General features: G+C 67.7%; 23 protein-coding genes. All 23 read left to right on the forward strand.

What is annotated here, in order from left to right; genetic code table 11:
- A complete protein-coding gene (rplD, locus tag QE401_RS19235; protein WP_307139725.1) occupies window positions 1-621 on the forward strand; it encodes a 50S ribosomal protein L4 in 621 nt (206 codons plus the stop codon).
- 32 nt (window positions 622-653) lie between these two features.
- Window positions 654-950 (forward strand): 50S ribosomal protein L23, encoded by a 297-nt coding sequence (locus QE401_RS19240; RefSeq protein ID WP_475638108.1) that lies wholly within the window; start codon window positions 654-656, stop codon window positions 948-950.
- A gap of 4 nt (window positions 951-954) precedes the next feature.
- Complete coding sequence (gene rplB, locus QE401_RS19245; protein WP_307139726.1) at window positions 955-1,788, forward strand: 50S ribosomal protein L2; 834 nt, start codon at window positions 955-957, stop codon at window positions 1,786-1,788.
- A 5-nt stretch (window positions 1,789-1,793) separates the two neighbouring features.
- Window positions 1,794-2,072 carry a 30S ribosomal protein S19 gene (gene rpsS / locus QE401_RS19250; protein ID WP_007004406.1) on the forward strand — a complete coding sequence of 93 codons (279 nt, stop codon included), beginning with the start codon at window positions 1,794-1,796 and terminating at the stop codon, window positions 2,070-2,072.
- A gap of 3 nt (window positions 2,073-2,075) precedes the next feature.
- Window positions 2,076-2,480, forward strand: coding sequence for a 50S ribosomal protein L22 (rplV, locus tag QE401_RS19255; RefSeq protein ID WP_007004407.1), 405 nt, complete (start codon window positions 2,076-2,078; stop codon window positions 2,478-2,480).
- Between the two features lies 1 nt (window position 2,481).
- Window positions 2,482-3,159: a 30S ribosomal protein S3 gene (gene rpsC, locus QE401_RS19260; protein WP_256022434.1), complete on the forward strand. Its 678-nt coding sequence runs from the start codon at window positions 2,482-2,484 to the stop codon at window positions 3,157-3,159.
- A gap of 12 nt (window positions 3,160-3,171) precedes the next feature.
- Window positions 3,172-3,594 (forward strand): 50S ribosomal protein L16, encoded by a 423-nt coding sequence (rplP, locus tag QE401_RS19265; RefSeq protein ID WP_007004409.1) that lies wholly within the window; start codon window positions 3,172-3,174, stop codon window positions 3,592-3,594.
- Between the two features lie 4 nt (window positions 3,595-3,598).
- Window positions 3,599-3,805, forward strand: coding sequence for a 50S ribosomal protein L29 (gene rpmC, locus QE401_RS19270; RefSeq protein ID WP_007004410.1), 207 nt, complete (start codon window positions 3,599-3,601; stop codon window positions 3,803-3,805).
- 17 nt (window positions 3,806-3,822) lie between these two features.
- Complete coding sequence (rpsQ, locus tag QE401_RS19275; RefSeq protein WP_307139727.1) at window positions 3,823-4,104, forward strand: 30S ribosomal protein S17; 282 nt, start codon at window positions 3,823-3,825, stop codon at window positions 4,102-4,104.
- Window positions 4,105-4,117: 13 nt separating this feature from the next.
- Entirely contained in the window at window positions 4,118-4,486 is a 369-nt protein-coding gene (gene rplN / locus QE401_RS19280) for a 50S ribosomal protein L14 (RefSeq protein ID WP_007004412.1), read from the forward strand.
- A gap of 2 nt (window positions 4,487-4,488) precedes the next feature.
- Window positions 4,489-4,809 (forward strand): 50S ribosomal protein L24, encoded by a 321-nt coding sequence (gene rplX / locus QE401_RS19285; protein WP_007004413.1) that lies wholly within the window; start codon window positions 4,489-4,491, stop codon window positions 4,807-4,809.
- Entirely contained in the window at window positions 4,806-5,366 is a 561-nt protein-coding gene (rplE, locus tag QE401_RS19290) for a 50S ribosomal protein L5 (protein WP_307139728.1), read from the forward strand. The genes rplX and rplE overlap by 4 nt, the downstream gene beginning before the upstream one ends.
- A 52-nt stretch (window positions 5,367-5,418) precedes the next feature.
- Window positions 5,419-5,724 (forward strand): 30S ribosomal protein S14, encoded by a 306-nt coding sequence (gene rpsN / locus QE401_RS19295; protein WP_007004415.1) that lies wholly within the window; start codon window positions 5,419-5,421, stop codon window positions 5,722-5,724.
- 9 nt (window positions 5,725-5,733) lie between these two features.
- Entirely contained in the window at window positions 5,734-6,132 is a 399-nt protein-coding gene (gene rpsH / locus QE401_RS19300; RefSeq protein ID WP_271136356.1) for a 30S ribosomal protein S8, read from the forward strand.
- 13 nt (window positions 6,133-6,145) lie between these two features.
- A complete protein-coding gene (gene rplF, locus QE401_RS19305; protein WP_307139729.1) occupies window positions 6,146-6,679 on the forward strand; it encodes a 50S ribosomal protein L6 in 534 nt (177 codons plus the stop codon).
- Between the two features lies 1 nt (window position 6,680).
- On the forward strand, window positions 6,681-7,043 hold the full coding sequence (gene rplR / locus QE401_RS19310; protein WP_307139730.1) for a 50S ribosomal protein L18: 363 nt from the start codon (window positions 6,681-6,683) through the stop codon (window positions 7,041-7,043).
- Between the two features lie 12 nt (window positions 7,044-7,055).
- Complete coding sequence (rpsE, locus tag QE401_RS19315) at window positions 7,056-7,664, forward strand: 30S ribosomal protein S5 (RefSeq protein ID WP_307139731.1); 609 nt, start codon at window positions 7,056-7,058, stop codon at window positions 7,662-7,664.
- Window positions 7,657-7,857 (forward strand): 50S ribosomal protein L30, encoded by a 201-nt coding sequence (rpmD, locus tag QE401_RS19320; protein ID WP_099096433.1) that lies wholly within the window; start codon window positions 7,657-7,659, stop codon window positions 7,855-7,857. Before rpsE ends, rpmD begins: the two co-directional genes overlap by 8 nt.
- A 1-nt stretch (window position 7,858) precedes the next feature.
- Window positions 7,859-8,353 carry a 50S ribosomal protein L15 gene (gene rplO, locus QE401_RS19325; RefSeq protein ID WP_307139732.1) on the forward strand — a complete coding sequence of 165 codons (495 nt, stop codon included), beginning with the start codon at window positions 7,859-7,861 and terminating at the stop codon, window positions 8,351-8,353.
- Between the two features lie 107 nt (window positions 8,354-8,460).
- Window positions 8,461-9,825 (forward strand): preprotein translocase subunit SecY, encoded by a 1,365-nt coding sequence (secY, locus tag QE401_RS19330; RefSeq protein ID WP_307139733.1) that lies wholly within the window; start codon window positions 8,461-8,463, stop codon window positions 9,823-9,825.
- Between the two features lie 42 nt (window positions 9,826-9,867).
- Entirely contained in the window at window positions 9,868-10,512 is a 645-nt protein-coding gene (locus tag QE401_RS19335; protein WP_307139734.1) for an adenylate kinase, read from the forward strand.
- A gap of 349 nt (window positions 10,513-10,861) precedes the next feature.
- The gene (gene rpsM / locus QE401_RS19340) at window positions 10,862-11,239 is read left to right on the forward strand and encodes a 30S ribosomal protein S13 (RefSeq protein ID WP_040613072.1); all 378 of its coding nucleotides are present in this window, start codon (window positions 10,862-10,864) and stop codon (window positions 11,237-11,239) included.
- Window position 11,240: 1 nt separating this feature from the next.
- A complete protein-coding gene (rpsK, locus tag QE401_RS19345; RefSeq protein WP_040613074.1) occupies window positions 11,241-11,633 on the forward strand; it encodes a 30S ribosomal protein S11 in 393 nt (130 codons plus the stop codon).
- Window positions 11,634-11,654: the final 21 nt, after the last annotated feature.

Below are 11,654 nucleotides of genomic sequence, written 5' to 3' on the forward strand. Positions count from 1 at the left end.
ATGCAGGTTCCTGTCATCACCCTGGATAACGGCAAGGCCGGCGAGATCGATCTCCCGGACGCGCTGTTCGCCGCCGCCCCGCGCGCCGACATCATGGCCCGCGTCGTCCACTGGCAGCTCGCCAAGCGCCGTGCCGGCACCCACAAGGTGAAGGGCATGGGCGAGGTCTCCGGCACGACGAAGAAGCCGTACCGGCAGAAGGGCACGGGCAATGCCCGCCAGGGCTCGCTGCGCGCGCCGCAGTTCCGCACCGGTGGCGCCGTGCACGGCCCCGTCGTCCGCGACCATGGCTACTCGCTGAACAAGAAGGTCCGCCGCCTGGGCCTGATCAGCGCGCTGAGCCAGAAGGCCGCCGAGGGCAAGCTGGTGGTGCTCGACACCGCCGCGCTGGGCGCCGACGCCAAGACCTCCGCCATGGCCTCCAAGGTCAAGGCGCTGGGCTGGAAGAGCGCGCTGGTCGTCGATGCCTCCGTCGAGGACGGCTTCGGCCGCGCCGTGCGCAACCTGAAGAACGTGAACGTGCTGCCCTCCATGGGCGCCAATGTTTACGACATTCTGAAGCATGACGTGCTGGCGGTGACCCGTCAGGCCGTCGACGCGCTGAAGGAGCGGCTGGCATGAGCGAGACCGCGACCAAGAAGCCCGGCATCGTGATCTCGCGCGAGAAGATGTATCAGACCATCCTCGCGCCGCTCATCACGGAGAAGGCCACCGGCCTCGCCGAGCAGAGCCAGGTCACCTTCAAGGTGCCGCTCTCGGCGACCAAGCCGGAGATCAAGGCCTCGGTCGAGGGGCTGTTCGGGGTGACCGTCGTCGCCGTGAACACCCTCGTCATGAAGGGCAAGACCAAGCGGGTGCGCGGCCGTGAGGGCGTGCGCTCCGACTGGAAGAAGGCGGTCGTCCGCCTGGCCGAGGGCCAGAGCATCGACCTCACCACGGGGCTCGCTTAACGCCATGGCGCTGAAGCACTTTAACCCGGTCACCCCGAGCCTGCGCGGGACGGTCCTCATCGACCGTCGCGAGCTGTACAAGGGCAAGCCGGTCAAGCAGCTGACGGAGGGCAAGAGCCACTCCGGCGGCCGCAACAATCATGGCCGCATCACCGTCCGGTTCCGGGGCGGCGGGCACAAGCAGTCCTACCGCGTGGTGGACTTCAAGCGTCGCAAGTTCGACGTGCCTGCCACCGTGGAGCGGCTGGAATACGACCCGAACCGCACCGCCTTCATCGCGCTGGTGAAGTACGAGGATGGCGAGCTCGCCTATATCCTCGCGCCGCAGCGCCTGAAGGTGGGCGACACGGTGGTGGCGGGTGAGCGCGTCGACATCAAGCCGGGCAACGCGATGCCGCTCGGCTCGATCCCGGTCGGCACGATCATCCACAACATCGAGATGAAGCCCGGCGCCGGCGGCAAGATCGCGCGTTCGGCTGGCACCTTCTGCCAGCTGGTCGGCAAGGATGCCGGCTACGCCCAGGTCAAGCTGCAGTCGGGCGAGCTGCGCCTGCTGCGCGGCGAGTGCATGGCCTCGATCGGTGCGGTGTCCAACCCGGACAACCAGAACCAGCATATCGGCAAGGCCGGTCGCTCCCGCTGGCTGGGCCGCAAGCCGCATCAGCGCGGCGTCGTCATGAACCCGGTCGACCACCCGCATGGTGGTGGTGAAGGCCGCACCTCGGGCGGCCGTCACCCGGTCACGCCGTGGGGCAAGCCGACCAAGGGTTACAAGACCCGCACCAACAAGCGTACGGACAAGCTGATCGTCCGTCGCCGCAACGTGACGAAGGGCTGACCGCGATGTCGCGCAGTGTCTGGAAGGGGCCGTTCGTCGACGGCTACCTGCTGAACAAGGCGGAAGCGGCCCGTGCCTCCACCCGCAACGAGATCATCAAGATCTGGTCGCGCCGGAGCACGATCCTGCCGCAGTTCGTCGGGCTGACCTTCGGTGTCTACAACGGCAAGAAGTTCATTCCCGTCCAGGTGTCCGAGAACATGGTGGGGCACAAGTTCGGCGAGTTCTCGCCGACGCGCACCTTCACCGGGCATTCCTCGGACAAGAAGGCGAAGCGGGGCTAAGCGATGAGCAAGCCGAAGCACGAGCGCACGCTCGCCGAAACCGAGGCGAAGGCCGTCACCCGGAACATCCGGGTGTCGCCCTACAAGCTGAACCTGGCCGCCGGGCTGATCCGCGGGAAGAAGGCGCAGGACGCGATCGCGATCCTGACCTTCTCCAAGCGGCGCATTGCCCAGACCGTGAAGGCGACGCTCGAGAGCGCCATCGCGAATGCGGAGAACAACCACCAGCTCGACGTCGACCGCCTGGTCGTGTCGCGGGTGGAAGTGGGCCGCGCCATCGTGATGAAGCGCTTCCATGCGCGTGGCCGCGGCAAGGCCGCCCGGGTGGAGAAGTGGTTCAGCCACCTGTCCATCGTGGTTGCCGAGAAGCAGGCGGACGCCGAGCCGGCGCAGCAGGAGGCCGCGTAATATGGGCCATAAAGTCAATCCGATCGGGCTCCGGCTCGGCATCAACCGCACCTGGGACAGCCGCTGGTTCGCCGGCGAGGACTATTCCAAGCTGCTGCATGATGACCTGAAGCTGCGCAAGACCCTGAAGGATCGCCTGAAGGGCGCCGGCGTCTCGAAGGTCATCATCGAGCGCCCGGCGAAGAAGCCCCGCGTGACGATCCACGCCGCCCGCCCGGGCGTCGTGATCGGCAAGAAGGGCGCCGATATCGAGGTTCTGCGCAAGGACCTGGCGAAGCTCGCCGGGGCCGAGGTGGCGCTGAACATCGTCGAGATCCGCAAGCCGGAGATCGAGGCGCAGCTGGTGGCCGAGAGCATCGCGCAGCAGCTGGAGCGCCGCGTGGCGTTCCGCCGCGCGATGAAGCGCGCCGTGCAGTCCGCCATGCGCCTCGGCGCCGGCGGCATCCGGATCAATTGCGGCGGCCGCCTGGGCGGCGCCGAGATTGCCCGGATGGAGTGGTATCGCGAGGGCCGCGTGCCCCTGCACACGCTCCGCGCGGACATCGACTACGGCACGGCGACCGCGAAGACCACCTATGGCACCTGCGGTGTGAAGGTCTGGATCTTCAAGGGCGAGATCATGGCGCATGACCCGCTGGCGCAGGACAAGCGCGCCGCGGAGCAGGCGCCGCAGCGCTGAGGATAACAGACCATGCTTTCCCCGAAGCGCACGAAGTTCCGTAAGGCGCACAAGGGCCGCATCAAGGGCGTGGCGAAGGGCGGGTTCACCCTGTCCTTCGGCGGCTTCGGCCTGAAGGCGCTTGAGCCGGAGCGGGTGACCGCCCGCCAGATCGAGGCTGCCCGTCGTGCGATCACCCGCGCGATGAAGCGCCAGGGCCGCGTGTGGATCCGCATCTTCCCGGATCTCCCCGTGTCGACGAAGCCTGCGGAAGTCCGCATGGGTTCGGGCAAGGGCGCGCCTGAATACTGGGTTGCCCGCGTCAAGCCGGGTCGCATCATGTTCGAGATCGACGGTGTCTCGCTCGAGACGGCGCGTGAGGCGCTGACCCTCGGTGCGGCGAAGCTGCCGATCAAGACCAAGCTCGTGACCCGCCTGGGCGCGGCGGAGGCCTGAGCCGATGACCAAGATCGTGGATATCCGCGGCAAGACCGCGGATGAGCTGAAGACGATGCTGCTGGATCTCCGCAAGGAGCAGTTCAACCTGCGGTTCCAGCGCGCGACCGGCCAGCTTGAGGCGGTTTCCCGCATCAAGGTGGTGCGCCGCGACATCGCCCGTGTTAAGACCGTCCTGGCCGAGCAGTCCCGCTCGGCCGCCAAGGCCTGACGAGGAGACCCCGGCCCATGCCGAAGCGCGTCCTCACCGGGCGGGTGGTCAGCGACAAGATGGACAAGACCGTCACGGTTCTTGTCGAGCGTCGCGTGATGCATCCGCTCTATAAGAAGTTCATCCGGCGCTCCAAGAAGTACGCCGCGCATGACGATGCCAACCTGTGCAAGGAAGGCGACGTCGTGGCGATCGAGGAGTGCCGCCCGATCAGCAAGCGGAAGACCTGGCTGGTGATCGAGCGCAATGGCGCCGCGGTCGCGACCCCCGGCTTCACCGCCGAGGCGGCGCAGGCCTGAGGATTGACGACCGATGATTATCGTTGAGTCCAACCTCGAGGTTGCCGACAACTCCGGTGCGCGCCGCGTGCAGTGCATCAAGGTGCTGGGCGGCTCCAAGCGCCGCACCGCCTCGGTCGGTGACATCATCGTGGTGTCCGTGAAGGAAGCGATTCCCCGCGGCAAGGTGAAGAAGGGTGACGTGCAGCGCGCGGTGATCGTGCGCACCGCCTACCCGGTTCGCCGCCAGGACGGCACCGCCATCCGCTTCGACCGCAACGCGGCCGTTCTGATCAACAAGCAGAACGAGCCGATCGGCACGCGTATCTTTGGCCCGGTCGTTCGTGAGCTGCGCGCGCGCAAGTTCATGAAGATCATCTCGCTGGCGCCGGAGGTTCTGTAACCATGGCCGCGAAGATCAAGAAGGGCGACCGCGTCCAGATCCTGACGGGTAAGGACAAGGGCAAGCGCGGCGAAGTGCTGCGCGTGCTGCCTGAGGAAGGCCGTGCCGTCGTGCAGGGCCTGAACATGGTGAAGCGCCATACCAAGCCGAAGGGCATGGGCCAGCAGGGCGGCATCGTGGAGAAGGAGGCTTCGCTGCACCTCTCCAACGTCGCGCTGATCGATCCCAAGTCCGACAAGCCGACCCGCGTCGGCTTCAAGGTGCTTGAGGACGGCAAGAAGGTCCGGGTGGCCAAGGCCTCGGGCGAGGTGATCGACGCATGAGCGAGGCGAAGGAGCTGCCCCGCCTGCAGCAGCACTATGCTGAGGCGGTGCGGAAGAAGCTGGTCGAGGAGTTCGGCTACGGCAACCCGATGGAGGTGCCGAAGCTGTCCAAGATCGTCATCAACATGGGCGTGGGTGAGGCCGCGGGCGACCAGAAGAAGCTGGACGCCGCGCTGGCCGACCTGACCATGATCGCCGGCCAGAAGCCGGTGAAGACCCTGGCGAAGAAGGCCATCGCGGGCTTCAAGATCCGCCAGGGCCAGGCGATCGGCTGCAAGGTCACCCTGCGCCGCGCCCGGATGTACGAGTTCCTGGACCGCCTGGTCACCATCGCGCTGCCGCGCATGCGTGACTTCCGTGGCGTTCCTGGTAATAGGGGCTTCGATGGCCGCGGGAACTACTCGCTCGGCCTGAAGGAGCAGATCGTGTTCCCCGAGATCAGCTACGACAAGGTGGACGCGATCCGTGGCATGGACATCGTCTTCGTCACGACCGCGAAGACGGACAAGGAAGCCAAGGCCCTGCTGAAGGGCTTCGACCTCCCGTTCGTCAACTGAGTTTGGAAAACCGCCCGGATGGTCCGGGCAGGTTCCGGAGGATTTAGACCGCATGGCCAAGACCTCGGCTGTCGAGAAGAATCAGCGCCGCGAGCGCCTCTCGAAGCTGCACAACGCCAAGCGCGCCGCCCTGAAGGAAACGATCATGAATCGTGACCTTCCGGTGGAGGACCGCTTCGAAGCCACGCTGAAGCTGGCGCAGCTGCCGCGCAACGGGTCGCGCGTGCGCGTGCGCCTGCGCTGCGAGCTGACCGGCCGCCCGCGCGGCAACTACCGCAAGTTCAAGCTGAGCCGTAACGCGCTCCGCGACCTGGCCTCGAACGGCCAGATCCCGGGTCTCGTCAAGGCTAGCTGGTAAGGGGGCCGCATGTCGCTGTCCGATCCGCTGGGCGATATGCTGACGCGCATCCGCAACGGGCACCGCGCCCGTCAGGCGCGCGTCTCCTCGCCGGCCAGCCGTCTCCGCGCCGACGTCCTCGATGTGCTGAAGCGCGAGGGCTATATCCGCGCCTATCGCGCCGAGCAGGTGCGTCCGGGCGTGTCCGTGCTGGACATCGAGCTCAAGTATTCCGAGGGTGAGCCCGCCATCAAGGAGATCGAGCGCGTCTCGAAGCCTGGCCGGCGCGTCTACTCGAAGATCAAGGAGCTGCCGAAGTTCTACAACGGGCTCGGCATTTCCATCCTCTCCACGCCGCGTGGCGTGATGAGCGACACTGAGGCCCGCGCTGCCAATGTCGGCGGCGAGGTCCTCTGCCGCGTGTTCTGAGGGAGGGAGAGGCATGTCGCGCGTCGGCAAATACCCCGTTCCCGTCCCCGCGGGCGTCACCGTCAGCCTGCAGGACAACGTCCTGACCGCCAAGGGCAAGCTCGGCGAGCTCTCGCTGCCGCTGACCGACGCGGTCGAGGTCGAGGTCGCCAGCAACCAGGTGGCCGTCAAGCCGCTCGGTTCCGACCGTCGCAGCCGCACGCTGTGGGGCACCACCCGCAGCCTGATCAACGGCATGGTCACCGGTGTCTCCAGCGGCTTCTCGAAGTCGATGGAAATCACCGGCACCGGCTACCGCGCCGCGATGCAGGGCAATGAGCTGGTCCTGAACCTCGGCTACAGCCACGAGATCCGCTACCCGGTCCCCGCCGGCATCAAGATCTCCTGCGAGCGTCCGACCGCCATCAAGGTCGAGGGCGTGGACAAGCAGAAGGTCGGCCAGGTGGCCGCGGAGATCCGGGCCTATCGCGGCCCCGAGCCCTACAAGGGCAAGGGCGTCCGGTACTCGGACGAGGTCATCCTCCGGAAGGAGGGGAAGAAGAAGTAAGATGGCCGACAAGCTCGCTTTGCAGCAGCGCCGTCGCGCGCGCCTGCGCTACCAGCTGCGGATCAAGAGCGGCGGCCGTCCCCGGCTGTCCGTCTTCCGCTCTGGCAAGCACATCTACGCCCAGGTCATCGACGACAAGGCGGGGCGCACCCTCGCCTCGGCCTCCACGCTGGAGAAGACGCAGCGCGACAGCCTGCGCACCGGTGCGGACAAGGATGCGGCCACCGTCATCGGCAAGCTGCTTGCCGAGCGCGCCCTGGCCGCGGGTGTGACCGAGGTCGTGTTCGACCGTGGGCCCTACCTGTATCACGGCCGGGTGAAAGCCCTGGCGGACGGCGCCCGCGAGGGCGGGCTGTCGTTCTAAGGAGCACAGAATATGGCACGTGAACCGAGGAGCGGCGGCGGCGATCGCGGCGAGCGCCGCGGCCGGGGTCCGGAGCGCAACACCGAGCGTGAGCCCGGCGATGAGCTGAAGGACAAGCTGGTCACCATCAACCGCGTCGCCAAGGTGGTGAAGGGTGGCCGTCGCTTCTCCTTCGCCGCGCTGGTGGTCGTGGGCGATGAGAAGGGCCGGGTTGGCTGGGGCGCCGGCAAGGCGCGCGAGGTGCCGGAGGCGATCCGCAAGGCGACCGAGCGCGCCAAGCGGACCATGATCCGGGTCCCGATGCGCGAGGGCCGCACCCTGCATCACGACGTGATCGGCGAGTTCGGCGCCGGCCGCGTGATCCTGCGCGCGGCGCCCGCCGGTACCGGCATCATCGCCGGTGGTCCGATGCGCGCGGTGTTCGAGACGCTGGGCATGGGCGACGTCGTCGCCAAGTGCACCGGCACCACGAACCCGCACAACATGGTCAAGGCGACCTTCGCCGCGCTCACGCGCTGCACCAGCCCCCGCGCTGTTGCCTCGCGCCGTGGCAAGAAGGTCTCTGACCTGCTGGGTCCGCGCAAGGACGCCGAGCCGGCGCAGGAGGCCGCGAATGTCTGAGGCCAAGAAGACCGTTCGGGTGACGCAGGTCGCGTCCCCGATCGGCCGCAAGCCCGGCCAGCGCGAGACGCTGATCGGGCTCGGCCTGAACAAGATCCGCCGTACGCGCGAGCTGGAGGACACTCCGGCCGTGCGCGGCATGATCCGCAAGGTCGCTCACCTGATCCAGGTGGGCGAGACCACGGAGAAGTAAGATGAAGCTCAACGAGCTGCGCGACAACGACGGCGCCCGCCTGAAGTTCAAGCGCGTCGGCCGTGGCATCGGCTCCGGCAAGGGCAAGACCTCGGGCCGCGGCGTCAAGGGCCAGAAGGCGCGCACCGGCGTGTCGCTGAACGGGTTCGAGGGCGGTCAGCTCCCGATCTACCGGCGCCTGCCGAAGCGTGGCTTCGTCAACCCGTTCCGCAAGGAATACGCCCCGCTGAACCTGCGCACCCTGCAGGCGGCGATCGAGGCCGGCAAGATCCAGGCCGGCCAGCCGATCGACGAGGCGGTGCTGGAGGCGGCCGGCCTGGTCCGCACCGGCGCGAAGGTGGCGGGTGTCCGCCTCCTGGCGCAGGGCGAGATCAAGCAGGCGGTGACCATCTCGGTCGCCGGCGCCTCGGCCGCCGCCATCGCGGCGGTGGAAGCGGCGGGCGGCACCGTGACGGTGCTGGCCCCGGCGAAGAAGGACGAGGCGTCCGAGGCGTAAGGCTTGCGCCCCCCCGGTGCGGGGGGCTAGGTCTGCATCTCAGGGCTGGCAGCGGCGCCGCGGGAATAGCCCCCCGGCGCCGCAGTCATGTTGAAGGGGCGAAATTCATGGCGTCCGCCGCCGAACAGCTCGCGGCCAATCTCAATCTCGGTGTGCTCGCCAAGGCGACCGAGCTCAAGAAGCGCATCTGGTTCACGCTGGCCGCGCTGATCGTCTACCGCATCGGCACCTATATCCCGGTCCCCGGGGTGGATGCCTCGGTCATGGCCGAGATCCTGCGCCAGCATGGCGGCGGCATCCTCGGCATGTTCGACATGTTCACCGGCGGTGCGCTGGGGCGCATGACGGTGTTCGCGCTGAACATCATGCCGTACATCTCGGCCAGCATCATCATCCAGCTGATGAGCGCCGCGGTGCCGAGCCTGGAGGCCCTCAAGAAGGAGGGCGAATCCGGCCGCAAGAAGCTCAACCAGTACACTCGCTACCTGACGGTGGTGATCGCCGTCTTCCAGGCCTATGGCATCGCCGTCGGGCTGGAGCAGATGCAGGGCAGCTTCGGCCCCGCGGTGTATGATGCCGGGCTGTTCTTCCGCATCTCCTGCGTCACCACCCTGGTCGGCGGCACGCTGTTCCTGATGTGGATCGGCGAGCAGATCACGGCGCGCGGCATCGGCAACGGCATCAGCCTGATCATCTTCGCGGGCATCGTGGCCAATGTGCCCTCCGCGCTGGTGGCGACGCTGGAACTCGGCCGCACCGGCGCCCTGTCGCCCGTGTTCATCGTGGCCTTCCTGCTGATCGCGCTGGCGGTCATCGCCTTCGTCGTGTTCGTGGAGCGCGCCCAGCGCCGCATCCCGATCCAGTACCCGAAGCGCCAGGTCGGCAACCGCATGTTCGGCGGCGAGAACACGCATCTGCCGCTGAAGCTGAACACCGCCGGCGTCATCCCGCCGATCTTCGCCTCCTCGCTGCTGCTGCTGCCGGCCACCTTCGCGGGCTTCTCCGGCGGCCAGTCCGAGGGCTGGCTGAGCACGGTGACCACGGCGCTGGCGCATGGGCAGCCGCTCTACATGGCGCTCTATGTCGCGCTGATCATCTTCTTCGCCTTCTTCTACACCGCCGTCGTGTTCAACCCGACCGAGACGGCGGACAATCTGAAGAAGCATGGCGGCTTCGTCCCCGGCATCCGCCCGGGCCAGGCGACGGCCGACTATCTGGACCGCGTGCTGACGCGCCTCACCGGCGTCGGCGCCATCTATCTCTGCATCGTCTGCCTGCTGCCCGAGCTGCTGATCAGCCAGTATGGCGTGCCCTTCTATTTCGGCGGCACCTCGCTCCTGATCATCGTCTCGGTCACGATGGACACCGTGGCCCAGGTGCAGTCTCATCTGTTCGCCCATCAGTATGAGGGCCTGATTCGCAAGGCCCGGATGGGTGGCGGCGGCCGTGGCGGCGCGCCGCGGCTGCGCTGAGGGGATGCATATGACGCTAGGTCAGTCGGGGGCCGGTCGCTGATGAACCTGATTCTTCTGGGGCCCCCGGGGGCCGGCAAGGGCACCCAGGCCAAGCGGCTGGAGGAGCGCCACGGCATCGCGCAGATCTCCACCGGGGACATGCTGCGGGCCGAGGTGAAGAGCGGCAGCGAGATCGGCCGCCAGGCCAAGGCGATCATGGAGCAGGGCGGGCTGGTGCCCGACGCCATCATCACCGCGATGCTGGCGAACCGGGTGTCGCAGCCCGACTGCGCCCGCGGCTTCATCCTGGACGGCTTCCCGCGCACCACGCCGCAGGCCGAGGCGCTGGACGTCATGCTGAAGGAGAAGGGCCTGCAGCTCGACCATGTGATCGAGCTGAAGGTGGACGATGCGGCGCTGGTCGAGCGCATCGCCGGCCGCTTCACCTGCGCCCGCTGCGGCGCCGGCTACCATGACAGCTTCAAGCCGACGGCGAAGCCGGGCGTGTGCGATGCCTGCGGCAGCACCGAATTCGTCCGCCGCGCCGATGACAAGGCGGAGACGGTGGCCGCCCGGCTCGAGGCCTATCACCGCCAGACGGCGCCGCTGCTGCCCTACTACCAGGCGCAGGGCAAGCTGAGCCAGGTGGATGGCATGGCCTCGATGGATGAGGTGGCCCGCCAGATCGAGGCGGTGCTGGGCTGATCCGCCCGCCGCGCCGTCCGGATCACGACCCGCCCGCGGCCTTCGGCCGCGGGCTTTTTTCATGCCCCCCGCCGCCCCGGGCCGCGGCGCCGGCCACGCCTTCGCGGCCCCGGGCCGGCGGTTCTTCCAGCCCCGGATCTTTTTTCCGTGGGAGCGGCAACCCGGGGCAGGGCGCCCTTGACTCGCAGGGGGCTGGCTCGTTAAACCCGCGCCTCTCGCGGGCGGGGTCTTCCTCGGCCGCGCGGACGGTTGCACCCGATTCACTACGAGCCGGGGCGCGACGATCACCTCGCCGGTCACATTCGCCGGTACGAACGGGGGCCCACAGGGGCCTCAGGAGCAGGAACCAATGGCACGCATTGCAGGCGTGAACATTCCCACCAACAAGCGCGTTCTCATTTCCCTTCGCTACATCTACGGCATCGGTCCGGCGAATGCGAAGGTGATCTGCGAGCAGCTCGGCATCCCCGAGGATCGCCGCGTCAACCAGCTGACGGATGAGGAAATCCTCAAGATCCGCGAGCTGATCGATCGCGAGTACCGGGTCGAGGGCGATCTGCGTCGCGAGAACGCGATGAACATCAAGCGCCTGATGGACATGGCCTGCTATCGCGGCCTGCGTCACCGCAAGGGTCTGCCCGTTCGCGGCCAGCGCACCCATACCAATGCCCGCACGCGCAAGGGCAAGGCCGTGGCGATTGCCGGCAAGAAGAAGGTGACGAAGTAAGATGGCCCGTCAGCCCAGCGGTCGTCCCCGCAAGAAGGAGCGCAAGAATATTGCGTCCGGCGTGGCCCACGTCCTCGCCTCCTTCAACAACACCATCGTCACCATCACCGACAGCCAGGGCAACGCCATCGCGTGGTCCTCGGCCGGCAGCCAGGGCTTCAAGGGCAGCCGCAAGTCGACCCCGTACGCCGCCCAGGTGGCCGCGGAAGACGCCGGCCGCAAGGCCCGCGAGCACGGCATGGAGACGCTGGAGATCATGGTCTCCGGTCCCGGCTCGGGCCGCGAGTCCGCGCTGCGCGCCCTGCAGGCCGTCGGCTTCTACGTGACGGCCATCAAGGACGTGACCCCGATCCCGCACAATGGCTGCCGTCCGCGCAAGCGGCGTCGGGTCTGAGGCGAGGCTGCAGGAGAAACC

Source organism: Pseudoroseomonas cervicalis (assembly GCF_030818485.1).
GTDB lineage: Bacteria > Pseudomonadota > Alphaproteobacteria > Acetobacterales > Acetobacteraceae > Pseudoroseomonas > Pseudoroseomonas cervicalis_A.